The following is a 22,154-nucleotide window of genomic DNA, read 5'->3' as shown; positions in this document are numbered from 1 at the left end:
CGACAGTCCGGCTCAGGCAGTCCGGCTCAGCCGTCGTCCGGCCAGCCCACGGCGGCCAGGTCGACCCGGGCACCGCGCAGCGGCACGCCCTCCCCGGCCAGCAGCTCCAGCTGCCGCACCCGGACCGGTTCGGCCGCCGTCCCGTCGGCGCGCACCACCCGGTGCCAGGGCACGGCCGCGCCACCGGCGGACAGCGCACGGGCGACCCGGCGCGGTCCCACCCCGACCAGGCGCCCGATCGCGCCGTAGGTGCTCACCCGCCCCGGCGGGATCGCCTCGACCACGTCGTAGACGGCCTCGTCGACGTCCTCCGCCGAGCGCGGCTCGGGTCCGAGAGCTCGCACGGTGCCGGCCTCAGCCGGTGAAGTCGCTGTTGACCGTCCACCACTCGTACAGGTCGGCGACCTCGTCCTGCGTCGTCCCGGGGGCGTGGACCGCTCCCTCGACCAGGTACTCGTCGTCGGTCCAGACGATCACCGCGTCGCCGTCGGGCAGCAGGGCGCAGGCCACCAGGCCACCGGTGACGCCGTCGGGGTAGGTCCACTCGCCGTAGCCGGTGGTGGTCGAGCAGTCGTCGTCCCCGGACCACTCGCTGAGCCCGAGCTCGACGGCGTCGGCGGCGAAGACCGAGTCCAGCGTGGGCACGTCCGGGTACTGGTGGTAGACCGCACCGGCCGGGCCCGGCTGGGTGAGCGCGGGCCCGCACTCCGCCGCCGCGAGGTCCCCGTCGCCGCGGAGTCCGCGCTCCTGGCAGTCGGTGAAGTCGCTGGGCAGTTGCGCCAGCAGGCCCTCCGGCGCCGGCGCCGGAGGGGCGGACGGCGACGCGGACGGCGACGCGGACGGCGCGGACGACGGCGCGGACGAGGAGGCCGACGACGACGAGGTGGTCCCGGCGGCCGTCGGCTCGGGGCCCTCGTCGTCCCCGATCAGGGTGAGCGTGAGGACGACCGCGACGACCACGAGCAGCAGCAGCGCCGCGATGATCACGAGGACGGTGGTCCGCTTCTTGCGGTCGTCGTCACCACCGGAGGCACTCGACCCGCCCGGGGCGCCCCACCCGGGGCCGCCGAACCCGCCAACCTGGGTGGGCTGGTCACCGTAGCCGGGCGGGCGGGGCGCACCCCATCCCCCGGGGCCGGGAGGTGGGCCGTACCCGCCGGGCGGCTGCCCCGGCCCGGGCTGGCCCCAGCTGCCGGGCTGTCCTGGCGCCGGCTGCCCCCAGCCGCCTGGCTGCCCCGGCTGCTGACCCCAGCCAGCGCCCTGCGGCGGCCGGCCACCCGACGGCGACGACCCGTCCGAGCCGTACGGGGGCGGGCCCTGGGGTGGCTGGCTCATCGTGGGACCTCCGGCTCGGCTGTGTCGGGACGGCAGCCTAGGCCGCGGGTGTCCCGTCCGGCCCGGGTGTCCGCACCGACGGCGAGTCCGGCAAGGCGGTCAGGCCCGGCGGCCGAACCGAGCCAGCAGGCGCGTCTGCAGGTCCGCGCCCGGCGGCACCTCGACCGGGGCGTCGAACACCCCGGGCACCCCGTCCTCGCCGAGGTGCTCTTCGGCGTAGCGGAACGCCTCGGCCACGAGTTCGGGGTCCAGTTCGGTGTCCCCGTCGACCGCCCGGGCGAGGTCCCAGGCGTGCACGGTGAGGTCGACGGTCATCTCGATCAGGTAGTCGCTCGCCGGGGCCGGACCGGAGGACAGCCGCACGGTGCGGGACAGCGCGTCGTCGGCGGCCCAGGCGGTCAGCGCGGCGTCGGCCGCGGACTCCCAGGCCGACAGCGGGTCCTCGCCCAGCAGCTCGGCCGGGTCGGTCGGGACCCGGGGACCGACGACGTCCGTCGACTCCCCGGCCAGCAGCAGCGGGGCCCACAGCTGCTCACCGGTCAGGTGGGCCACCAGGTCCACGACGCTCCACTCCGGCAGCGCGGGGGCGTCCCACTCGCCGGGCTCGACGGCGTCCACCCGGTCGGTGAACTGCGCCTGGGCGCGCTGGTACCGCATCAAGAGGTCGGCACGGCGGGGATCGGGCATGCCCTCAGTAGAACGCAGCCGGGCCCCGGCACGCGCAGTGGCGTACCGGGGCCCGGCTGAGGTGCTGGAACGGCCCCCGAGCGAGGGGGTCCGCTCAGTAGGTGGGGAGCGCCTTGTCGATGCGCGTGGCCCACGCGGTCACGCCGCCCTGGACGTGCACGGCGTCCTTGAAGCCGGCGTTCTTGACCGCGGCGAGCGCCTCAGCCGAACGGACACCGGTCTTGCAGTGCAGCACGATCGGCTTGTCCTGCGGCAGCTGCGCCAGCGCCCGGCCGGACAGGATCTCGTCCTTGGGGATCAGCTTCGCGCCCGGGATGGAGACGATCTCGTACTCGTTGGGCTCCCGGACGTCGATCAGCTCGAAGTCCTTGCCGGCGTCCATCATGTCCTTGAGCTCGTCGACGGTGATCGTCGAACCCGCGGCGGCCTCCTGGGCCTCCTCGGACACGACGCCGCAGAACGCCTCGTAGTCGATGAGGCCGGTGATCGGCTCGCCCTCCGGGTCCTTGCGGACCTTGATCTCCCGGAAGGTCATCTCCAGGGCGTCGTAGACCATCAGCCGGCCGAGCAGCGTCTCGCCGATGCCGGTGATGAGCTTGACCGCCTCGGTGGCCTGGATGGCGCCGACGGTCGCGCAGAGCACGCCCAGGACACCGCCCTCGGCGCAGGAGGGGACCATCCCCGGCGGCGGCGGCACCGGGTAGAGGTCGCGGTAGTTGGGCCCGTGCTCGTTCCAGAAGACCGAGACCTGGCCGTCGAACCGGTAGATCGAGCCCCAGACGTACGGCTTGTCCAGCAGCACGCAGGCGTCGTTCACCAGGTAGCGGGTGGCGAAGTTGTCGGTGCCGTCGACGATCAGGTCGTACTGGCTGAAGATCTCCTCGACGTTGGAGGAGTCCAGCCGGGTCTCGTGCAGCCGCACGTCGACCAGCGGGTTGATCTCCTTGATCGAGTCGCGGGCGCTCTCGGCCTTGGACCGGCCGACGTCGGACTGGCCGTGGATGATCTGGCGCTGCAGGTTCGACTCGTCGACGGTGTCGAACTCGACGATGCCGAGCGTGCCGACACCGGCCGCGGCCAGGTACATGAGCACCGGCGAGCCGAGGCCACCGGCACCGACCGCCAGCACCTTGGCGTTCTTGAGCCGCTTCTGCCCGTCCATCCCGACGTCGGGGATGATCAGGTGGCGGCTGTAACGGCGGACCTCGTCGATCGACAGGTCGGCGGCGGGCTCCACCAGGGGTGGCAACTGCACGGAGCGCTCCTCACGGCTGTGGTCACAGGGCTGACCGGCTCCAGAGGCCGGTGTCCTGCACTGCCCAACAGCGTGGCACGCCGCCCTCTTCCCGCGTCCGCCTCGGGGGTCATCCCCGCAGGTCGCGGCGCCGGTAGCCGGCCAGCCCCCCGGCGGTCAGCGCCGCGGCGACGGCCAGCAGCCCGACCAGCCCCGGCACGTCCACCGGTTCGGCGGGCACGGCCGCCAGGTGGGCGAACGGCGACAGCCCGCGGACCCAGCCCGGCCAGCTCAGCGTGTCGGCGAGCACCAGCAGCAGGTAGCCGCCGGCAGCCGGCAGCACCCCCAGCGGCAGGACGGCGCCCGGCGCCCACGCCAGCGCCGCGACCGCCGCACCCAGGCACACCGCCACGACCGGCAGCACGTTGAGCACCCCCGCCAGTGCGGCGCCCGCGGACAGGTCGGCCCCCACCCAGGTGGCGCCCAGCCAGGTCGCCAGCCCGGCGGCACCGGTGAGCGCCACGGCACCGACGGCCACCCCGGTCAGCTCGGTGGCCAGCCAGCGGACCCGGCGCACCGGCAGCGAGTAGAGCAGCGTCAACCGGCCGGCGACCTCGTCGGCCGCGGTGGTGGCGACCCGGCTGGCGACGAACGCGCCGACCGGCACGGCCAGCAGGGTGAACAGCGAGGCGACGTAGCCGCGGACGCTGCCCAGCTCGGCGAAGCCGGCCTGGGCGGCCAGCTCGGCGAAGCGCGGGTTCTCGGTCAGGAAGTCGGTCATCGTCGTGGCCAGCAGCCCGATGAGCAGGAAGTAGGCCACCACCGCCGCACCCCAGCCCAGCACCGGCCGACCGGTGTGCCGGGCCGCCAGCCCGGGGAGGGACCGCAGCGGCCGGGCGCCGGGCTGGACGGCGCCGGGCCGGCGCCACGGTCCGCTGCCGACGTCCCGCCGTGCGGAGACCGTCGCTGCCGCCGCGACGAGGACGGCGACCGCAGCGGCCAGCACGAGCAGCGGCAGCACCCGGTCGGCGGCGAACGGCGCGCTGCGGCCCAGCAGCCCGAACGGGCTCAGCCAGTGCAGCCAGCCCAGCGCGGGCACCCCGTCGGCGACCATCCGCGCCAGCAGACCGGCCAGCAGCACCCCCACCGCCAGACCGGCCGCGGCCCGGCGCTCGGCCAGCAGCTGGGCGGCGAGCGCGCCCAGCGCCGCGCCCACCATCCCGGTGCCACCGATGAGCGCGCCGAACAGCACGGCGCCGGTCGTGGCGGTGCCGGCCAGCACCAGGCCGGCGGCCGCCGCGACGCCGACGAGCGCGCTCGCGCCCAGCAGCACGGTGAGGTGCCGCAGCAGCACCGCCGGCAGCCGCGACGGGCCGGCGAGGAGGAGGTCCCAGCGGCCGGTCTCCTCCTCGCCCCGGGTCACCCGGGTCGCCGCGAGCGCCGCCCACACGCCGACGAGCACCGCGATCGCCGTGCCGGTGCGCCACACCGTGAAGCCGCCCGGGTCGTCGAGGGCGACCGGCGGGCCGAACAGGGTGCGGATGGCCGGGTTCTCCGCCAGCGCCGCCAGCGACGCCCCGGCCAGCTCCTGGTCCAGCTGCCGGTGCTGCACCGCGACCAGCGCGGGCATCCCGGCGGCGACCGCGGTGACCAGGACGGCGCCGCGACGGACCGCCCGCACGGCCAGTGCGGTCACCGCCCGGCCGGCCGGACCGGGCTCCGGCGTCCACCCGGCCGCGGACGCCGTCGGGGCGGGCGCGGTGCCGGTGGTCATGCCCGCACCTCCTCGCCGGCGGACCGGCGGTCGCCGGCGGTGTCCCCGTAGAAGTCGAGGAAGAGCTCCTCCAGGGAGGGCTCCCGCACGTCGAGGGCGACGACGTCCAGGTCGGCCAGCGCACGCAGCACCGGGGCGGGCGGGCCGGCCAGCGTCATCGTCAGCTCGAGCGGTGAGCTCCACCGCAGGTCGGCGACGCCGTCGACCCCGGCCAGGCCGGCTCCCGCGGCAGCCGGACGCGCCAGGGTGACGCTGATCTCCGAGCGGCGCAGCCGCCGCAGCTCCGGCAACCCGGCGACCTCCACCAGCCGGCCCTGGCGCAGGATGCCCACCCGCGCGCAGACCGCCTCGACCTCGGCGAGCTGGTGCGAGCTGAGGAACACCGTCTGGCCGCGCCCGGCCGCCTCGGTCACGCAGCGGCGGAACTCCCGCTCCATCAGCGGGTCCAGCCCGCTGGTCGGCTCGTCCAGGACCAGCAGCGGGGCGCGGGTGGCGAAGGCGGCGATCAGCGCGACCTTCTGCCGGTTGCCGGTGGAGTAGGTGCGCGCCCGCCGGTCCGGGTCGAGCGCGAACCGCTCGACGAGCTCGGCCCGGTAGTCCAGGTCGGTGCCCGGACCGACGCCGGCGAGCAGGTCCAGGCACTCCCGCCCGGTCAGCGCCGGCCAGAGCGCGACGTCCGCGGGGACGTAGGCCAGGTGCCGGTGGGCTCGGCCGACGTCGTGTGCCGGGACGCCGAACACCTCGACGTGGCCACCGGACGGGCGCAGCAGCCCCAGCGCCATCCGGATCGTCGTGGACTTGCCGGCCCCGTTCGGGCCCAGGAAGCCGAAGACCTCCCCGGGTGGCACCGACAGCGACAGGTCGTCGACGGCGACGGTCCGGGAGAAGCGCTTGCTCAGGTGCTCGGCGCGCAGCGCGGGCACGGCAGTGGGAGAGGTGGGCATCGGGGCCCTCCGATCGCAGTCGGGAACACGACTGCCGACCAGGCTTCCCGGCGCACCGGCAGTGACCCTAGACCCGCGGGAGCCTCTCCGGAACGGCCTTGGGCGCGGGGTGATCCGCCCGGCTGCGCACGTCTCGGCGCTGCCGACGGACGGCCCCTGGCGGCAGGGTCACGAGGGGAACGGCCAGGCGTTCTTCACGCAGCTCTGCAGGCCGAGGGTCTGCTGCTGCATCACCGGGGCCAGTTGCCCGGCGCCGGGGCACTGCTCGTGGCCGTTGCCGAGGGCGTGCCCGACCTCGTGGTTGACCACGTACTGCCGATAGGTGGGGACGTCCCCGCCGTAGTCGGGGACGGCGGTCTCCCAGCGGGCCAGGTTGATCACCGCCCGCTCGCCGTAGCGGCAGGACGTGTAGCCGCCGGTGCCGACGCCCGGGCAGTAGATCTCCATGCTGCCCGGGCTGACCAGGCTGACCCGGAACTCGTACGCGCCGGCCGCGGCCTCGGCAGCACCCACCCGCTGGAAGGACAGCCGGCCGCCGGCGCCCCAGGACCGGGGGTCGCCGAGGATGTCCTCGACCGCGGTGGCGAACGCGGCGCCGTCGACGCCGATCCCGTCCTCGACCTCCACGACGAAGCGCTCCAGCGGCCCGGTGCCGTACACCGCGGACGTGCCGTCGACCACGCTCACGCTCCCGGTGCCCTGCTCGACGTAGGTCGGCGCCGCGGGCACGGTCTCCGCCGGGGGCGCCGTCGGGGTGCCGGACACCTCGGCCGGCACCCCCTCGCCCTCGGCCTCGGTGACCTGCGGGGCGATCGGCGTGGCCGGCGCGGACGCGTCGACGGCGGCCTCGGCCGTCGGCGTTGGGGTGGGGCTCTCGCCACCACCCGGCCGGACGACGTCGATCAGGGCGATCACGGTCGCGATGGCCAGCAGCGGCACGGCGTAGGCCCGCCAGCCGTACCGGCGGACGAACCTGCGGAACCGGCCGCGCGGCAGCACGGCGGGACGTGCGGACGGGGCCGGGTTCCGGCGGGCGACCAGCGGCTCGCCTCCCGGGCGCCGTCCGGACGGGCGGGGTCCCGAGCTCGTCACGGCGGCCAGGCTCTCACGACGCCCCGACCTCCGGGAGGACGTCGGCCGGGCGCGGCGCCGTTCCCGGACCGCCGGTCACACCTGTCCGGCCGGGAGGTCGTCCCCGCCGACGGGGTCGGTCGCGAGGTCACCGGCGGCGTCCTCGGCCAGACCGAGCACCGCGCGGGCCGTGGGCTCCGGTGCCTCGAGCATCGCCAGGTGCCCGATGCCCGCCTGCACCTGCAACCGGGCGTCGGGGAGCACCTCGGCCAGCCGCGGTGCGAGCTCGGGGTCGACCAGCCTGTCCCGGTCACCCCACACCACCAGGGACGGCGCCCGCACCGACCGGGCCATCCGCCAGGCGTTCGCCCGTCCCACCCGCAGGTAGGAGCTCATCAGACCGCGCAGGCTGCGGGTGAGCGCCTGACCCGCCCAGGGCTGCTCGTCCCGCCGCCGGGTCTCCTCCACCGCCTCCGCGACCCGCTCCGGCGGCACCCGGCTCGGGTCGCCGAAGCACATCTGCAGCAGCCCGCGGACGCGCTGCTCGGGGCTCGCCCCGGCCAGCCGCCGTTCGGCGAGCGCGGGGACGCCGGGCAGCAGCACCAGCGCGATCGCCCGGTCGAACGCCGCCGGCACCCGGTAGACCGGCATGGCCGCCGAGATCAGGGTGAGGGTGGCGACCAGGTCCGGCCGGCGGGCGGCGACCCACACGCTGACCAGGCCCCCGAGCGAGTTGCCCACCAGGTGCACGGGACGACCCTGCCCCGGGCCGGGCCGGGCGATGATCCACTCCAGGACGTCGACGACGGCCTGGACGTGCCGGTGGATGGAGTAGCGGGGCGGCGGCGCCGACTGGCCGAACCCGGGCAGGTCCAGCGCCCAGCCGTCGAACCGGACGGCCAGCAACGCCGCCAGGTCGGTCCAGTTGGTCGAGGCGCCACCCAGGCCGTGCACGTAGAGCGCCCGCTCGTGCGGCACCTCCCCCTCGACCGGGTCGCTGCCGGGCAGCGGGCCGCACCAGGGCGTGTGCCGGACGAAGACCTCGCCGCCGGTGACCGGCACCATCGCACCGGGCCAGGGTGGGAGGAGGGCACCGGGCCGCGGCAGCGGCACCGAGGACAGCCGGGCGTCGGTCACCTACCCGACGGTAGAACACCGCGCCGACCTCCCCTGCCGCGACCGGCCGGGGTGGGACGTCCTCCGCCCGGCGCGCCGGTAACATCGTCGGGCCATGCGACCCAGCCGACCCGTACCCGTGCCCGCGCCGCCGGCCGCCCGTCGCACCGCCCGCCTGCCGCGGGGTGCCCGGCGGCTGCAGCTGCTGCGGGCCGCGCAGGACGTCTTCGTCGCCCAGGGCTTCCACGCCGCGGCGATGGACGACATCGCCGATCGGGCCGGGGTCAGCAAGCCGGTGCTCTACCAGCACTTCCCGGGCAAGCGGGAGCTCTACCTGGCGCTGCTGGAGCAGCAGGTCGACGAGCTCACCGACCGGGTCCGCGAGGCCATGGCGGGCACGGAGGACAACCGCGAGCGGGTGAACGGCGCCGTCGGTGCCTACTTCGACTTCGTGGACGCCGACGGCGAGGCGTTCCGGCTGGTGTTCGAGTCCGACCTGCGCAACGACCCCGACGTCCGGCGGATCGCCGACCGCGGCGCCCGGCAGTGCATCGAGGCCATCGCCGAGGTCATCGCGATGGAGACCGGCGCGGACCCCGAGCGGGCGCTGCTGTTGTCCGCGGGGATGACCGGGCTGGCCGAGACGAGCGCGCGGTGGTGGCTGGCCCGCAAGGGCACCTTGTCCCGGGACGAGGCCGTGGCCCTCGCGTCGTCCCTGGGCTGGCGCGGCATGTCGGGCTTCCCGCTGCGTGAGGACACCGACTGACCGCCGACGTTCGCTGACGGCGGACCCGCTGGACCGGCCGCCTCCCGCCGGGCTGGACTAGCGTGGGTGGCCAGTAGCCGGACCTGAGGAGGCATCCCCGCGTGGAAGTAAAGATCGGTGTCCAACACTCCCCCCGTGAGCTGGTCATCGACAGCCCCAAGAGCCCGGACGAGATCGCGGCCGAGGTGTCCAAGGCCATGACCGGGTCCAAGGACGGCCTGCTCACGCTGGTGGACGAACGCGGTCGGCGCATCGTCGTCCCGACCGACCGGATCGCCTACGTCGAGATCGCCGAGGCCGACCAGCGCCGGGTGGGCTTCATCAGCAGCTGATCGACCGCACGGACGCCGACAGGGCGTCGCCGCACCCGCGGCGGCGCCCTGTCGCACGTCCCGGGCCCCTCAGGGGTTGAGGCCGAGGGCCTGCATCCGGACCGAGTGCGCGGCGGTGAGCCGCTGGAGCAGCCGGGCGACCCCGGTCAGGTCCCCGGTGCCGGCGATGAGCAGGTCGGCCAGCTGGTCGTGCTCGGCGATGACCGCCTGGGACTGGGTCAGCGCCTCACCGACCAACCGTCGCGCCCACAGCGCGAGCCGGCCACCGAGCGTGGGGTCGGCCGCGATGGCGGCCCGGACCTCCCGGAGCGCGAAGTCGGCGTGCCCGGTGTCGTCGAGCACCTCCTCGACCAGCGCGCGGTCCGGCTGCGGCAGGAAGGCCGCGACCTCGCGGTAGAAGTCGGTGGCCAACCCGTCACCGACGTAGGCCTTCACCAGCCCCTCCAGCCAGGTGCTGGCCCGGGTGCCGTCGTGGAAGGCGTCCAGCGCGGCGACGAACGGGGTCATCGCCTGGGCCACGTCCACGCCGAGCTCGCGCAGCCGCTGGGTGAGCCGTTCGTGGTGCCCGATCTGGGCCGCCGCCATCCGGGCGAGGGCGGCCCGGCCCTCGAGGGTCGGCGCCAGCCGGGCGTCCTCGGCGAGCCGGTCGAACGCGGTCAGCTCGGCGTAGGCCAGCACGCCCAGCAGGTCGATCACCGCCGGCTGACCGGCCGGTCGGCCGGAGCCCTCCTCGACGCTGATCACGGTTCCCCCTCCTCGTGCCCATCGGCGCTCCGAGCGCGCCGCCGGCGGCCGCTCGACGCCCTCGGCGCCCGTGTCGCACGGCAGCGCAGCGAGGTTAACGGGCAGGTCACGCTAGGATGGAATCGGCGAGCCGCCAGGCTCGTTGTTCCTGCGCAACCTCCGTGTGCGCTGATGACCGCCGGATCACCTCCTCGAGGCCGGCCCCCCGAGGGCCGTCTCCCGGGCAGTCTGCACTCGACGCCCGGTCTGCTGGCCGCGTCGGCGCTTGGATCGAACATCCCGGAACCGACCCCGGGACCGGCGAGCGAGTCGGGCAACGCCGGAGCTCGAGACCGAGCTCAGGCACCGACGACGCACCGCGGTCCCCCACCAGACCGAGGCGAGAGAACTGACCTCCACCGAGAACACCCCCACCGCCAGCAGCACCCCCGCCGCTCCGGAGCTGGAGCACGCCGAGACCGGCGCGCCCGCCCCCGAGGAGCTCGAGCAGCAGGTCGAGGAGCTGGGTGGCGCGCCCGTCGCCCCCGACAGCCCGCTGTTCAGCGACTTCGACGTGCACCCCGACATCGTGGCCGCGCTGGCCGAGGTCGGGATCCACCGCACGTTCGCCATCCAGGAGCTGACGCTCCCGCTCGCCCTGGCCGGCAACGACCTCATCGGGCAGGCCCGTACCGGCACCGGCAAGACGCTGGGCTTCGGCGTCCCGCTGCTGCAGCGCGTCGTCCCCTCGGCCGAGGGCGGTGACGGCGTCCCGCAGGCGCTGGTCGTCGTCCCGACCCGTGAGCTGTGCGTGCAGGTCTCCCGGGACCTGGCCGCGGCCGGCGCCAAGCGCGGCATCCGGGTGCAGGCCATCTACGGCGGGCGTGCCTTCGAGCCGCAGGTGGCCGCGCTGCAGGCCGGCGTCGAGGTCGTCGTCGGCACCCCCGGCCGGCTGCTCGACCTCGCCCAGCAGGGCCACCTGATCCTGGGCAAGGTCCGCGGCCTGGTGCTGGACGAGGCCGACGAGATGCTCGACCTGGGCTTCCTGCCCGACATCGAGCGCATCCTGGCGATGGTCCCGGACAAGCGGCAGACGATGCTGTTCTCCGCGACCATGCCCGGCCCGATCGTCACGCTCTCCCGGTCGTTCATGAGCCAGCCCACGCACATCCGGGCGCACGGCAACGACGAGGGCTCGACGGTCCCGCAGACCACGCAGTTCATCTACCGGGCGCACAACCTGGACAAGCCCGAACTGCTGTCCCGGGTGCTGCAGTCCCGCGACCGCGGCCTGGTGATGGTCTTCTGCCGCACCAAGCGCACCGCGCAGAAGGTCGCCGACGAACTCGTCGACCGCGGGTTCGCTGCGGCCGCCGTGCACGGTGACCTCGGCCAAGGCGCCCGCGAGCAGGCGCTGCGCGCCTTCCGGGCCGGCAAGGTCGACGTGCTGGTCGCCACCGACGTCGCCGCCCGCGGAATCGACGTCACCGGCGTCAGCCACGTCGTCAACTACCAGTGCCCCGAGGACGAGAAGACCTACGTGCACCGGATCGGCCGCACCGGCCGGGCCGGCAGCACCGGCGTCGCCGTCACCCTGGTCGACTGGGACGACATCCCCCGCTGGCAGCTGATCAACAAGGCGCTGGACCTCGACTTCGCCGAGCCGCCGGAGACCTACTCCACCTCGCCGTGGGTGTACACCGACCTCGACGTCCCGACGACGGCGACCGGGCGGCTCCCCCGCGCGCAGCGGACCCGCGAGGGCCTGGGCGCGGAGACCCTCGAGGACCTCGGCGAGACCGGCAAGCGCCAGCGCACCGGCGGCACCTCCGCCGGCCCCGGCCGCACCAGCCCCACCGCCGAGGACGACAAGCCCACGGTCGGGCCGCCCAAGAGCCGCCCGCGGCAGCGCACCCGGGGCAATGGCGCCGCCGCCGCGGGTGCCGCGGCGGCGATGGACGGTTCGGCGACCGACGGGGACGCCCCCGCCGTGACCGGGTCCACGGACGGCGGCGAGGGCGGCGGCCGGCCGCGGCGACGTCGTCGGCGCGGTGGCCGCGGCGGCAGCGGCGGCTCCGAGTCCGCAGCCTGATGAAGGACCTGCCTTCCCCCCGACCCTCGCTCCGCTCGGGTCGGGCCCCTGAAGGCAGGCCGTTCCAGCAGATCCTCAAGCAGCGACGCCCGCCCCTGCGGGTGTGGGTCTGGGCGGCGGTCACCCTCGTGGTGGCCGCCGTCGCCGTCCTGCTGTGGCGCACCTCCGACGTCTCGGCGACCTCCCGCACGACGGCGGAGCCGGCCGCCGTCCCCGATGAGGCACCGGCTGTCGAGCTCGCCCAGGCGTGGGCGGCGCCCACCGGCCCGGCACCGCGGCAGGCGGTGCAGAGCGGCCGGGTGCTGGTCACCGACGAGCGCGGGGTGGCCGTGCTGGACGCCGCGACCGGTGAGGAGGCGTGGCACTACCGGCGGGCCAACGCCACCCTCTGCGACGCGACCGCGGTCGACGGCATCGTGGTGGTGGCCTTCCGCACCACCGGGCGCTGCAACGAGCTGACCGGTCTGGACGCCTCGACCGGCGCCCGGGAGTGGTACCGCAACGTCCGGTTCCGCACCGACGTCGACCTGGCCGCCACGAATCAGATCCTGCTCGCCAGCAGCCCCACGGGGATCGTCACGATCGACCCGGTCGGCGACAACACCCGCTGGCGGTACGCGCCGCCGGAGGGCTGCCGGATCGTCGGGTCCGACGTCGGCAGCTCCGGCGTGGTCGTGCTGCAGCGGTGCAGCGGCCTGGCTGCGGTGCAGGTCCGTCTGCTCGACGGGTTCGCCGGCGACGTCGTCTGGACCCGCGACCTCGAGGTCGGCAGCGACAGCGCCCGACTGGCCGGGGTCGACCGGCTGGTCGACGTCGTCGTCGGCGACCGGGTGCACGTGCTCTCCCCCGCCGACGGCGCGCTGCTGACCGAGGTGGAGCTGCCGGCCCTGCCGGCCGGCCAGGACGCCGGCACCGAGCCGCTGCAGCAGGTCGGCGTCGCCGACGTGGCCCTGCTCTGGGCACGTGGCCAGGTGCTGGCCCTGGACCAGACGACCGGGCTGCCACGGTGGCAGGTGCCCGCCCTGGGGCTGCCCGCCACCGGTGAGGAGGCCGTCACCGTGCCCGAGGCGGGGGCGTTCGTGCAGCGCAGCCTCGCCGACGGGACGGAGCTGCAGCGCTGGTCCACCGCCGACGAGGTCCCGGCCGGGGGGCGCACGTCGCTGGTCGGCCCGGTCGTCGTCTACGCCACCGACACCGCGGTGCTCGCACACACGTAGTCACGCACTGCGGCGCGGGGCCGCACGGCGAGGCACACTCGGGGCATGGTCCTGCCTGGAGGCTCCGAACACACCGCCCCCGACGACCTCCGCCAGCTGGCGGTGCACGAGGCAGCCCGGGTGACCTTCCCCGGTCGTTCCGGCCCGCTGGCCGCCCTGGACACCGGCGCCTGCGACGGGCCGACGGTGCTGCTGGTGGCCGGCTACACCGGCAGCAAGGAGGACTTCGCGCCGTTGCTGTCCCCGTTGGGCGAGGCCGGCGTGCGGGCCGTGGCGATGGACCAGCGGGGGCAGTACGAGTCGCCCGGCCCGGACGACCCGGCGCAGTACTCGGTGGCCGACCTCGCGGCCGACGTGGTCGCGGTCGCCCGGCAGCTGCACACCGAGACGGGCAGCCCGGTGCACCTGCTCGGGCACAGCTTCGGCGGCATCGTCGCCCGGGCGGCGGTGCTCGCCGAGCCGGCGCTGTTCGCCACGCTCACCCTGCTGGGCAGCGGCCCTGCCGCGCTGACCGGCCCCCGGGCCGAGATGCTGGACCACCTGTCCCCGCTGCTGGAGGCCGGCGGCGTCCAGCTGGTCAGCGACACCCTGGACCAGTTGGCGATGACCGATCCGCGGGCGCAGGCGGTGCCCGCGCCGACCCGGGAGTTCCTCACCCGCCGCTTCCTGGCCAACACCGCCGCCGGGCTGCTGGGCATGGCCGATGCGATGCTCGCCGAGCCCGACCGGGTGGCCGAGCTGGCCGCGACCGGCGTGCCGGTGCTGGTCACCCACGGCGTCGGCGACGACGCGTGGAGCCCCGCGGTGCAGGCGGAGATGGCGGCCCGGCTGCGCGCCCGGCACGAGGTGATCCCGCAGGCGGTGCACTCCCCCGCCATCGAGAACCCCTCCCGCACCCTGCAGGTGCTGGTCACCTTCTGGAGCGACCCGGACGGCTCGTCGGCCGCCGCCGACGACGACACCGCCGGGGCCGTGCGATGAGGCCGACCCCGTCGATCAACGACTTCACCGAGCGGGAGGACCTGCTCGGCTTCTTCGGGCCGGACAGCGTCACCTGGCGGGTGCACAGCGACCCGGCGTTCTCCGTGGGCGGCATCCGGGCGCTGCTGCTGCAGGCCCTGCACCCGGTGGCGATGGGCGGCGTCCACCAGTTCTCCACGGCCTTCGCCACCGACCCCTGGGCGCGCCTGACCCGGACGGCGGAGTACGTGGCGACGCTGTCCTTCGGCACCCGACGGGACGCCCTCCGGCAGGTGCGCCGGGTGCGCGGGCTGCACCGGGGGAAGTCCGGGGTCGAGGAGACCACCGGACGGCACTTCAACGTCGACGACGCCGACCTGCTGCTGTGGGTGCACAACTGCGAGGTCGAGTCACTGCTGTCCACCGCCCGCCGGGCCGGGGTGCCGCTGACCGACGCCGACGCCGACCGGTACGTCGAGGAGCAGGTGGTCGCCGCGGTGCTGGTGGGCTGCGAGGAGGCCGACGTGCCGCGCACGGTCGCCGAGCTGGACGCCTACTTCGACCGGATCCGCGCCCAGCTGGCCGTCACACCCGCGGCGCGCACCGCCTCCCGCTTCATCCTCCTGCCACCGATGCCCGGCTGGGTGCAGGTGCTGACCCCGGCCCGGCCGGCGTGGAGCACGCTGGCCTCGCTCGGCGCGGCGACGCTGCCCGGCTGGGCACGCCGGCTCTACGGCCTGCCCGGGTTCGGGCTCACCGACGCCGCGGCGACGGCCGGCCTCCGGGCGTTCCGGCAGACCGCGCTGGCCGTGCCGGCCCGGGTGCGCGAGTCGCCGATCGTGCGGGCGGCCCGGGAGCGGGTGGCCGCGGTGGAGCCGCTCAGCGCCTGAGCGGGCGGCTCCCCGCCGGGTCCTGCCGAGCCGGGTCGTCCCGGGCAGCGGCGGCCGCCAGCACGAACGCCACCGGCAGGAAGAACAGGCCGATCCCCAGGCCCAGCACCAGCGACCAGCCGAGCACGACCGCCGCGGCAGCCCAGGTGACCCACCGGGCGTACCGGCTGCGCGACGTCAGCACCGCGACCAGGCAGACGACGACCGGCAGCCCGAGCAGCAGGAACGCGAACGCACCCGCGTCCCGCCAGACCTCGGCGGCCAGCCACGCGGCGATGAGCGCCGCCAGGCCGAGCGCGGACCAGCGCAGCACCGCCGACCTCCTCGTCTCGTCCTCCCGCAGGTCACCGAGTCTGGTCACCGTCCGGGACCCGGGCAAGCCGGTCAGCTGCGGCCGGGCACCAGCACCCGGCGCGCGGCAGCCAGGACGGCGTCGGCCACCCGGTCCAGCGACGGCGACCGCAGCCGCCACTGCTGCCAGTGCAGGACGACGTCCACCGCGCCGTCCGGGTCGAGCACCATCAGGTCGCCGTCGGTGTCCTGCAGGTCGGGGACCATGCCCCAGCCCATGCCGAGCCGCACCGCGGTGAGGAAGTCGGCCGAGGAGGGCACGAAGTGCATCGGCGGCCGAGCCGGGTCGACCCCCCGGGCCCGCAGGTGCGCGTGCTGCAGGTCGTCGCTGCGGTCGAAGACGACGACCGGCGCCCGGGCCAGGGACTCCGCCGTCCCGCCGTCGGCGAACCAGCACCGGGCGAAGGCAGGAGCGGCCATCGGCCGGTACCGCATGCTGCCCAGCCGGGTCGAACTGCAGCCCGCGACCGGGTCGGCGTCGCCGGTGACCGCGGCCATCACCGTGCCGGTCCGCAGCAGCGCGCTGGTGTGCGCCTGGTCGGCGCGGTGCAGGTCGAGGACGAGGTCACCGGCCAGCGGCGCCAGCGCGGGCAGCACCCAGGTGGCCAGTGAGTCGGCGTTGACCGCGATCGGCAGGGCGACCGGACCGTGCCCCGAGCTGTCCAGCTCCCGGGTGGCGTCGGCGGTGAGCAGGTCGATCTGCCGGGCCAGCCGGAGCAGCGCCTGCCCGGACTCGGTGGGCTGCACCGGCCGGCTGCGCACCAGCAGCACCCGGCCGGTCGCGGTCTCCAGGGCCTTGATCCGCTGGCTGATCGCCGAGGGGGTCACGTGCAGGGCGCGGGCAGCGGCGTCCAGCGTGCCGGTGGTGACGGTCGCCTCCAGCGCCCGCAGCTGCGCCAGGTCGAGGTCCACAGCGACCATCAGACACGCTTCAGGTACATCAGGGAAGTGAGCTGGTCTTCCGGTGCACGGCGGACCTAGCGTGGTCGTCGTGTCCCCCGCCCTGCTCGCCGCGGCCGCCGGACTGGGGCTCGGGCTGTCGCTGATCGTCGCGATCGGGGCGCAGAACGCCCTCGTCCTGCGGCAGGGGCTGCGCAGCGAGCACGTCGCCGCGGTGGTCGCGGTCTGCCTGCTCTCCGACGTCGTGCTGATCACCGCCGGGGTCGCCGGTGCCGGCGCACTGGTCACCCGGGCGCCGGGGGTGGTGACCCTCGTCTGCTTCGCCGGGGCGGCCTTCCTGCTCGTCTACGGGCTGCTGGCCGCGCGCCGGGCGCTGCGGCCGGCCGCCCTGCTCCCCGACGCCTCCGGCGCCCGCACCGGGCTCGCGGTCACCGTGTCCACCGCCGTGGCGCTGACCTGGCTCAACCCGCACGTCTACCTGGACACCGTCGTGCTGCTGGGCTCGCTGGCCAGCACCTACGACGACCGTCGCTGGTGGTTCGGCGCCGGTGCCGCCCTGGGCAGTGCGGTCTGGTTCCTGGGCCTCGGGTACGGCGCGCGGCTGCTGCGCCCGGTGTTCGCCCGCCCGCGCGCCTGGCAGGTCCTCGACGCCGGCATCGCCGTCGTCATGGTCGTCCTGGCGATCTCCCTGGCGGTCCGGGGTGCGGCCGGCAGCTGAGCGTTGTGCGCGGCCGGCTCGCGGCGCTACGGTCGCCGCCATGACTGCCGGGTCGGCCTCGAGCCGTGAGCGAGTCGGGTACCCGGCCCGCACGTGACCCCCGGGCGGCCCCGCGGGCCGCCTCCGGCGCAGCACCCCGCGCACCGTGTCGATCCCGGTGGCACCACGACCTGAACCCGGCCCCCGAGCCGGCCCCCACTGTGCAGTCCCCGGCCCCTCGTGCGGCCGGTCCCTCACCCCTCGGAGCACCCGTGCCCACTGCTGCCCTGCACCACATGATCGTCCCGGTCACCGACCGGGACGCCGCCGTCGACTGGTTCGTTGACCTGCTGGAACTCCGCGAGCCCTACACGGACGGCTTCTTCCGGTCCGTGCAGCTCGACGACACGATCGTGCTGAACTTCGCTGCCGCCCCGGCCGCGGAGCCGCTGCACCTGGCCTTCCTGATCGGCGAGGAGCACTTCGACCGCGTCCGCGCCCGGTTCGACGCCGACGGGACGCCGTACACCGCCGACCCGCCCGGGCGCCGTCCTGGCGAGGTCGGCGAGGTCAACCCCGACGGCAGCGGACGGCGGCTGTACTTCCGCGGCCCGGACGGCCACCTGCTGGAGGTGCTGACGGCCCGCTACACCGACGTGCCGGCCGGCTCCGCAGCAGGCTGACTCACTCGGCCGCCGCCACCGGCTCGGTGGGCAGGAAGCTCCACGTCTCCCGGGCCGGGGCGGCCGCCTGACCGGTCGGGCAGCTGGAGCGGAAGTCGCACCAGCTGCACTGCTGGCCGGGCACCGGCGGGAAGGCCTCGTCGACGTCCGCGCCCGCGGCCAGCGCCTCGGTCGCGGTGCCGATGTCGGCGGCGATGTCCTCGGCCCGGCGGACGTGGTTGGCCAGCGACCGGTCGGTGTGCTCGAAGGCGGCGACGGTGCCCGACGGGAGGTGGTGCAGCTCGACCCGGCTGCACGGACGGCGCAGCGTGCGCCGGACGCCCAGCACGTACAGCGCCAGTGCCGGCGACCCGCGCGCCTCGTCCTCGGTGCTGGGGACGCGGCCGGTCTTGTAGTCGACGACGACCAGCTCGTCGCCGCGGCGGTCGATCCGGTCGACCCGGCCGGAGAGGGCCAGGGCCTCGGTCGTGGCGCCCACCGTGCGCTCGGTGCCGGCCGGCTCGTCGGTGGGGTCGAGCTCGGCCACGTAGTCGGTGATCCAGGCCGCGGCCCTGGCCCGCCACTGCGCGGCCTGCTCGTCGTCCCGGAAGCCGGCCCGCGACCAGCCGCTGTAGAGCAGCTGCCGGGCCGCGGCCGGGGTGCGCTTCTCCACCGGCAGCTCCCACCACGAGCGCAGCGCCGCGTGCACCGCCGAGCCGACGGTGTTGTGCGCCCACGGTGGGCCCTTCGGCGGGCTCGGCCGGGTGAGGTAGGCGAACCGGTACCGGCGCGGGCAGTCGGCGAAGGTGGCGAGCTTGCTCGGTGTGCAGGAGAACAGCCGCTTGGGCATGCCGGGCATCTCGAGCTGGTCGCTCACCGGTCCCCCTCCGTCGCCACGCCGCCACGGTAACCGGGGCCACCGACAGGGTCAGTCGGAGAGCACGGCGCTGCCGGTGCCGGCGGCCAGCAGCGCCTGGTACTGCTCGGGGTCGGTGGTGCAGGCGCCGATCGCGGTGCGCTTGTTGGTGCCGTGGTAGTCGCTGGAGCCGGTCTGGATCAGGCCCAGCCCGGTGGCCAGGGCACGCAGGTACGCCCGCTGGTCGGGCGTGTGGTCGGGGTGCTCGACCTCCAGGCCGAGCAGCCCGGCGGCGACCATCTCGGCGATCGCGTCGTCGCCGACCACCCGGCCCCGCTTCGTCGCCAGGCCGTGGGCGAACACCGGCACCCCGCCCGCGGCGCGGACCAACCGGATGCCGTCGAGCACGTCGGTGTCGGCCTTGGCCGCGTAGTAGGGGCTGCCGTGGTGCAGCAGCGTGCCGAAGGCGTGGTCGACCGAGTCGACCACGCCCGCCTCGACCAGCGCCCGGGCCACGTGCGGCCGCCCGACCACCCCGCCCTCGCTGCGGGCGACGATCTCCGCCCAGACGACCGGGTAGCCGTCGGCGGCGAGCGCGGTGACGATCCGCTCCCCCCGGCTCAGCCGCTCCTCGCGCAGCCGTACCCGCTCGGCGGCGAAGGCCGGGTGCAGCGGGTCGAACAGGTACGCCAGCAGGTGCACGCTGATCGGCGACCCCCCGGCGGGGAAGTACCGGCAGGACATCTCCATCCCCGGCACGAGCGTCAGCCCCGGCGGGCGCGCCTCCTCGGCCCGGGCCCAGCCGGCCGTCGTGTCGTGGTCGGTGAGAGCGACGACGTCGAGCCCGGCCGCGGCCGCGGTGGCGATCAGGGCGGCGGGGCTGTCGGTGCCGTCGGAGACCGAGGAGTGGGTGTGCAGGTCGATGCGCACGCCCCCAGCCTGCCGCACCGGCGCGGGGCCCGCCGCAGGGCGGTCGGGTGGACCGGTCAGGACGGCGGGCGGGTGCGTGGGATCGGGGCGGTGTCGTGCCCGCGCCCCGACGTCAGCGGTGGTGGCATGTGCTGTTCGGGGGCCTCGCCGTCCCCCCGGTCGTCGGCGCTCATCGACCCCTCGGCGTCCTCGTCGGAGCTCACCGGGTTGGTGGAGAAGTCGGAGCCGAACATCAGCTCGGACAGCCGCTTGTACAGCGCCTTCGCGTGCGGCAGGTAGGTGATCTCGTCCAGGCCCTGCGCCTGCCCGGCGGACTCGAAGCGGAAGGTGCCGTAGCCCAGCACCTGACCCCAGAAGGTCTCCTTCCAGGTCAGGTCGGTGATCCGGCGCAGGGGCATGACCGCGACGGTCCGGATGATCACCCCCGACGTCATCAGCACCCGCCGGCGGGTGATCAGGAAGTGCCGCACCCACCACTCACCGATGTGCAACCCGAGGTAGCCCAGCGCGCCCAGCACGACGAGCAGGCCGACGACGGCCCCGGCCCCCGCGTTGTCCAGGTCGAGCTGCAGCACCCACACCCCGACCACGAGGGCCGGGACGCCCCGGGCCAGGGGGCGCGCCAGCACCGCCGGGTGACGGCGGGTGGCGATCACCGGTGGCTCGTCGGGGAGCAGGTACTTCTCGGCGTCCTTGCCCCAGCGGGGCCGCCGGGTACGGGCGCCGGACACGGCCGGGCTAGACCAGGGATTCCACGAAGGCCGACAGCGAGCCGGCCGCGTCACTGAGGGCGCCGCCGGCGCTGCGCACGATGCCGGCCGCATCCTCGGGTCGCTGGATCACGTAGAAGACCACGAACGCGATGGCCAGCCAGGTGAGCACCTTCTTCAGCAAGGTCGCACCGTTTCCCTTCCTCAGGTGGCCAGGCGGACTCGACGGCGACCGGGCGAGCGGGCCGACGGCAGTGCACCACGACGGCCGTCTGGACCGCGTCCCATGAGTAACAGCAGCCCCGCCCGGAACACCACTCGCCACGCCGACCACGTGTCGAACGGATCCACACCGGCCGGTTCGTCACCGCCCGGTCACCGGCCGGGCAGCAGCCGATCGGTCATCGGGCCGAGCGGGAGGTCGGGGTAGACCCGGTCGCGGAGGTCGAGCAGGGAGAGGTCCTCGGCCAGCAACCAGGCAGCCGACGCCGGCCAGGTGACCAGCCACAGCCAGACCCCGTGGGCCTCCCCGACGTAGGCGGCGCGGTCGTCGCCGACCGGGACCAGCCACAGCGGCACCCGCTGCCCGGCGGCCTCGACCGCGACGGTGGAGGGGCCGCCGACGAGCTCGCCCGGGTCGACGCCGGGCAGCCCCGCGTAGCCGCAGCCCAGGCCGGTGCCGGGCTCCTCGGCCACGAGCACCAGTTCGGCCGAGCCGCCGAGCGGGGCCGGGCCGGCGCAGGCGACGACGATCGCCCGGGCCCCGGGCTCACCGCCCCAGGCAAGCCCGGTGACCGCCCACCCGCCGGGCATCGGGTCGGGCACCCAGGCCGGCACCCGGGCATCGGCGCACACCGCACTGATCGCGTCGTGGGCGACCACGGCGGTGTGGTGCAGCGGGGTGACGGCTGCGTGCACGTGACACCAGCCCTCGTCGGCCGAGCCGGGGCGGACGACCAGCACCTCGCCGCAGCGCGGGCACACCGGGGAGACACTCATCGCCGCTCACCGTCCTGTTCTGCCGTGGGTTCGTCAAGCATCGCCGCCGCGTCCCGCCGTCCCGGGCACCGGGTCACCGGCCGCCCGTAGGCTCGCCGACGTGGGCGACCTGCGGCCGGAGGTGGCGTGTGTCGGCGCCGTGGTGCACGACGCGCGGGGCCGGTTGCTGCTGATCCACCGGGGTCACGCCCCCAGTGCGGGCCTGTGGTCGGTGCCGGGCGGGCGGGTGGAACCCGGTGAGTCCGAGGCCGACGCCGTCGTGCGGGAGACCGCCGAGGAGACCGGGCTGGCGGTGCGCCCGGTGCGGGTGCTGGGCCACGTCCGGATCGACGGGGACGGCGTCGTCTTCACCGTCACCGACTGGCTGTGCACCGTGGTCGAGCCCGAGCCCGAGCCACAGCCGGTGGCCGGGGACGACGCCGACGACGCCGTCTTCGTGGACGCCGCCGGGCTGACGGCGCTGGCGATGGCGCCCGGCGTGCTCACCGCGCTCTCCGGCTGGGGCGTGCTCCCCCACTGAGCTCGCGAGCACCCCGAGCCGCGCTCACCTCGAGTCCGACGGCGGCAGCAGGGGCGGTGAGAACACCTGGTCGATGGGGAGCGGCCCGACGTACCGCTGGCAGGTGCACGGGACCTGCTTGAACGCGGTGGGCTCCTTGTCGGAGTCGTACTTGAGCGGGTCGCCGTTCATCATCCCGTGGCACCGCCCGGTCTCCGCGTTGTGCATCGACATGCCGTGACCGCACCCGCAGATCGCCTGGATCGGCTTGGGGGCCCGGTGCCGGCGCCCCTGCACGTAGCCGATGGCCTGTCCCAGCAGCACCGCCCCCACCCCGACGAGGACCGAGATCGGGTCCATCACCCACCGCCCTCTCCGCCGTCGCGGTGGCCGGCGGCGTCCGCCGGCA

General features: G+C 75.5%; 26 protein-coding genes. 9 read left to right on the top strand and 17 right to left on the bottom strand.

The window, feature by feature from the left end:
• Window positions 1-26 precede the first annotated feature (26 nt).
• The 8 genes from O2W53_RS18825 to O2W53_RS18790 form a co-directional block, all read right to left on the bottom strand.
• Window positions 27-344 carry an MGMT family protein gene (locus O2W53_RS18825; protein ID WP_269164602.1) on the bottom strand — a complete coding sequence of 106 codons (318 nt, stop codon included), beginning with the start codon at window positions 342-344 and terminating at the stop codon, window positions 27-29.
• A 10-nt stretch (window positions 345-354) separates the two neighbouring features.
• Window positions 355-1,335 (bottom strand): hypothetical protein, encoded by a 981-nt coding sequence (locus O2W53_RS18820; RefSeq protein WP_269164601.1) that lies wholly within the window; start codon window positions 1,333-1,335, stop codon window positions 355-357.
• 99 nt (window positions 1,336-1,434) lie between these two features.
• Entirely contained in the window at window positions 1,435-2,022 is a 588-nt protein-coding gene (locus O2W53_RS18815) for a TIGR03086 family metal-binding protein (RefSeq protein ID WP_269164600.1), read from the bottom strand.
• Window positions 2,023-2,116: 94 nt separating this feature from the next.
• Window positions 2,117-3,277: an adenylyltransferase/sulfurtransferase MoeZ gene (gene moeZ / locus O2W53_RS18810; RefSeq protein WP_164702321.1), complete on the bottom strand. Its 1,161-nt coding sequence runs from the start codon at window positions 3,275-3,277 to the stop codon at window positions 2,117-2,119.
• A 109-nt stretch (window positions 3,278-3,386) separates the two neighbouring features.
• Window positions 3,387-5,030, bottom strand: coding sequence for a hypothetical protein (locus tag O2W53_RS18805; RefSeq protein WP_269164599.1), 1,644 nt, complete (start codon window positions 5,028-5,030; stop codon window positions 3,387-3,389).
• On the bottom strand, window positions 5,027-5,974 hold the full coding sequence (locus O2W53_RS18800) for an ABC transporter ATP-binding protein (RefSeq protein ID WP_269164598.1): 948 nt from the start codon (window positions 5,972-5,974) through the stop codon (window positions 5,027-5,029). Before O2W53_RS18800 ends, O2W53_RS18805 begins: the two co-directional genes overlap by 4 nt.
• Before the next feature lie 168 nt (window positions 5,975-6,142).
• A complete protein-coding gene (locus O2W53_RS18795; protein WP_269164597.1) occupies window positions 6,143-7,066 on the bottom strand; it encodes a DUF3152 domain-containing protein in 924 nt (307 codons plus the stop codon).
• A 75-nt stretch (window positions 7,067-7,141) separates the two neighbouring features.
• Window positions 7,142-8,182 carry an alpha/beta fold hydrolase gene (locus tag O2W53_RS18790; protein WP_269164596.1) on the bottom strand — a complete coding sequence of 347 codons (1,041 nt, stop codon included), beginning with the start codon at window positions 8,180-8,182 and terminating at the stop codon, window positions 7,142-7,144.
• 94 nt (window positions 8,183-8,276) lie between these two features.
• Here O2W53_RS18790 and O2W53_RS18785 point away from each other — a divergent pair, with 94 nt between their 5' ends.
• Both O2W53_RS18785 and O2W53_RS18780 read left to right on the top strand, forming a co-directional pair.
• On the top strand, window positions 8,277-8,927 hold the full coding sequence (locus O2W53_RS18785; RefSeq protein WP_052091612.1) for a TetR/AcrR family transcriptional regulator: 651 nt from the start codon (window positions 8,277-8,279) through the stop codon (window positions 8,925-8,927).
• 101 nt (window positions 8,928-9,028) lie between these two features.
• Window positions 9,029-9,259, top strand: coding sequence for a DUF3107 domain-containing protein (locus tag O2W53_RS18780; RefSeq protein ID WP_036340369.1), 231 nt, complete (start codon window positions 9,029-9,031; stop codon window positions 9,257-9,259).
• Between the two features lie 69 nt (window positions 9,260-9,328).
• On the opposite strand, the gene O2W53_RS18775 is transcribed toward O2W53_RS18780, so the two are convergent.
• Window positions 9,329-10,003, bottom strand: a complete 675-nt coding sequence (locus O2W53_RS18775) for a ferritin-like fold-containing protein (RefSeq protein WP_269164595.1) — start codon at window positions 10,001-10,003, stop codon at window positions 9,329-9,331.
• A gap of 265 nt (window positions 10,004-10,268) precedes the next feature.
• Between O2W53_RS18775 and O2W53_RS18770 the strand changes: the two genes are divergently transcribed.
• The 4 genes from O2W53_RS18770 to O2W53_RS18755 are packed head-to-tail and all read left to right on the top strand — an operon-like array spanning window position 10,269 to window position 15,141.
• The gene (locus tag O2W53_RS18770; protein WP_269164594.1) at window positions 10,269-12,074 is read left to right on the top strand and encodes a DEAD/DEAH box helicase; all 1,806 of its coding nucleotides are present in this window, start codon (window positions 10,269-10,271) and stop codon (window positions 12,072-12,074) included.
• Window positions 12,074-13,291 (top strand): outer membrane protein assembly factor BamB family protein, encoded by a 1,218-nt coding sequence (locus tag O2W53_RS18765; protein WP_269164593.1) that lies wholly within the window; start codon window positions 12,074-12,076, stop codon window positions 13,289-13,291. Before O2W53_RS18770 ends, O2W53_RS18765 begins: the two co-directional genes overlap by 1 nt.
• Before the next feature lie 45 nt (window positions 13,292-13,336).
• Window positions 13,337-14,272 (top strand): alpha/beta fold hydrolase, encoded by a 936-nt coding sequence (locus O2W53_RS18760; RefSeq protein WP_269164592.1) that lies wholly within the window; start codon window positions 13,337-13,339, stop codon window positions 14,270-14,272.
• Window positions 14,269-15,141 carry an oxygenase MpaB family protein gene (locus O2W53_RS18755; protein ID WP_269164591.1) on the top strand — a complete coding sequence of 291 codons (873 nt, stop codon included), beginning with the start codon at window positions 14,269-14,271 and terminating at the stop codon, window positions 15,139-15,141. Before O2W53_RS18760 ends, O2W53_RS18755 begins: the two co-directional genes overlap by 4 nt.
• Here O2W53_RS18755 and O2W53_RS18750 read toward each other — a convergent pair.
• Both O2W53_RS18750 and O2W53_RS18745 read right to left on the bottom strand, forming a co-directional pair.
• The gene (locus tag O2W53_RS18750; RefSeq protein WP_269164590.1) at window positions 15,131-15,502 is read right to left on the bottom strand and encodes a hypothetical protein; all 372 of its coding nucleotides are present in this window, start codon (window positions 15,500-15,502) and stop codon (window positions 15,131-15,133) included. The two genes, O2W53_RS18755 and O2W53_RS18750, sit on opposite strands and share 11 nt — an antisense overlap.
• Window positions 15,503-15,525: 23 nt before the next feature.
• Window positions 15,526-16,413, bottom strand: a complete 888-nt coding sequence (locus O2W53_RS18745; protein ID WP_269164589.1) for a LysR family transcriptional regulator ArgP — start codon at window positions 16,411-16,413, stop codon at window positions 15,526-15,528.
• A 70-nt stretch (window positions 16,414-16,483) separates the two neighbouring features.
• Between O2W53_RS18745 and O2W53_RS18740 the strand changes: the two genes are divergently transcribed.
• Window positions 16,484-17,110: a LysE/ArgO family amino acid transporter gene (locus O2W53_RS18740; protein WP_269164588.1), complete on the top strand. Its 627-nt coding sequence runs from the start codon at window positions 16,484-16,486 to the stop codon at window positions 17,108-17,110.
• A gap of 251 nt (window positions 17,111-17,361) precedes the next feature.
• Window positions 17,362-17,772, top strand: a complete 411-nt coding sequence (locus tag O2W53_RS18735) for a VOC family protein (protein WP_269164587.1) — start codon at window positions 17,362-17,364, stop codon at window positions 17,770-17,772.
• 1 nt (window position 17,773) lies between these two features.
• Here the strand turns inward: O2W53_RS18735 and O2W53_RS18730 are convergent, their stop codons facing one another.
• The 5 genes from O2W53_RS18730 to O2W53_RS18710 all read right to left on the bottom strand — a co-directional run bounded on the left by O2W53_RS18730 (window position 17,774) and on the right by O2W53_RS18710 (window position 21,246).
• Window positions 17,774-18,628 (bottom strand): RecB family exonuclease, encoded by an 855-nt coding sequence (locus O2W53_RS18730; protein ID WP_269164586.1) that lies wholly within the window; start codon window positions 18,626-18,628, stop codon window positions 17,774-17,776.
• Between the two features lie 51 nt (window positions 18,629-18,679).
• On the bottom strand, window positions 18,680-19,537 hold the full coding sequence (locus tag O2W53_RS18725; protein ID WP_269164585.1) for a PHP domain-containing protein: 858 nt from the start codon (window positions 19,535-19,537) through the stop codon (window positions 18,680-18,682).
• A 56-nt stretch (window positions 19,538-19,593) separates the two neighbouring features.
• The gene (locus O2W53_RS18720; protein ID WP_269164584.1) at window positions 19,594-20,268 is read right to left on the bottom strand and encodes a PH domain-containing protein; all 675 of its coding nucleotides are present in this window, start codon (window positions 20,266-20,268) and stop codon (window positions 19,594-19,596) included.
• A gap of 7 nt (window positions 20,269-20,275) precedes the next feature.
• The gene (locus O2W53_RS18715) at window positions 20,276-20,431 is read right to left on the bottom strand and encodes a hypothetical protein (protein ID WP_269164583.1); all 156 of its coding nucleotides are present in this window, start codon (window positions 20,429-20,431) and stop codon (window positions 20,276-20,278) included.
• Window positions 20,432-20,622: 191 nt separating this feature from the next.
• Window positions 20,623-21,246, bottom strand: coding sequence for a DUF6758 family protein (locus O2W53_RS18710; RefSeq protein ID WP_269164582.1), 624 nt, complete (start codon window positions 21,244-21,246; stop codon window positions 20,623-20,625).
• Window positions 21,247-21,346: 100 nt separating this feature from the next.
• Here O2W53_RS18710 and O2W53_RS18705 point away from each other — a divergent pair, with 100 nt between their 5' ends.
• Window positions 21,347-21,766, top strand: a complete 420-nt coding sequence (locus O2W53_RS18705; protein WP_269164581.1) for an NUDIX hydrolase — start codon at window positions 21,347-21,349, stop codon at window positions 21,764-21,766.
• A 24-nt stretch (window positions 21,767-21,790) separates the two neighbouring features.
• Here O2W53_RS18705 and O2W53_RS18700 read toward each other — a convergent pair whose 3' ends face one another.
• Window positions 21,791-22,105 (bottom strand): hypothetical protein, encoded by a 315-nt coding sequence (locus tag O2W53_RS18700; RefSeq protein ID WP_269164580.1) that lies wholly within the window; start codon window positions 22,103-22,105, stop codon window positions 21,791-21,793.
• Between the last annotated feature and the right edge of the window lie 49 nt (window positions 22,106-22,154).

The organism is Modestobacter sp. VKM Ac-2978 (assembly GCF_026968025.1).
Taxonomy (GTDB): domain Bacteria; phylum Actinomycetota; class Actinomycetes; order Mycobacteriales; family Geodermatophilaceae; genus Modestobacter.
This window is presented reverse-complemented; position numbering and strand designations above follow the sequence as displayed.

Coding starts and splice junctions, on each gene's coding strand:
- O2W53_RS18745 (WP_269164589.1), bottom strand. CDS start 16,413: ATGGTCGCTGTGGACCTCGACCTGGCGCAGCTGCGGGCGCTGGAGGCG.
- O2W53_RS18765 (WP_269164593.1), top strand. CDS start 12,074: ATGAAGGACCTGCCTTCCCCCCGACCCTCGCTCCGCTCGGGTCGGGCC.
- O2W53_RS18785 (WP_052091612.1), top strand. CDS start 8,277: ATGCGACCCAGCCGACCCGTACCCGTGCCCGCGCCGCCGGCCGCCCGT.
- O2W53_RS18800 (WP_269164598.1), bottom strand. CDS start 5,974: ATGCCCACCTCTCCCACTGCCGTGCCCGCGCTGCGCGCCGAGCACCTG.
- O2W53_RS18820 (WP_269164601.1), bottom strand. CDS start 1,335: ATGAGCCAGCCACCCCAGGGCCCGCCCCCGTACGGCTCGGACGGGTCG.
- O2W53_RS18805 (WP_269164599.1), bottom strand. CDS start 5,030: ATGACCACCGGCACCGCGCCCGCCCCGACGGCGTCCGCGGCCGGGTGG.
- O2W53_RS18760 (WP_269164592.1), top strand. CDS start 13,337: ATGGTCCTGCCTGGAGGCTCCGAACACACCGCCCCCGACGACCTCCGC.
- O2W53_RS18755 (WP_269164591.1), top strand. CDS start 14,269: ATGAGGCCGACCCCGTCGATCAACGACTTCACCGAGCGGGAGGACCTG.
- O2W53_RS18700 (WP_269164580.1), bottom strand. CDS start 22,105: ATGGACCCGATCTCGGTCCTCGTCGGGGTGGGGGCGGTGCTGCTGGGA.
- O2W53_RS18710 (WP_269164582.1), bottom strand. CDS start 21,246: ATGAGTGTCTCCCCGGTGTGCCCGCGCTGCGGCGAGGTGCTGGTCGTC.
- O2W53_RS18815 (WP_269164600.1), bottom strand. CDS start 2,022: ATGCCCGATCCCCGCCGTGCCGACCTCTTGATGCGGTACCAGCGCGCC.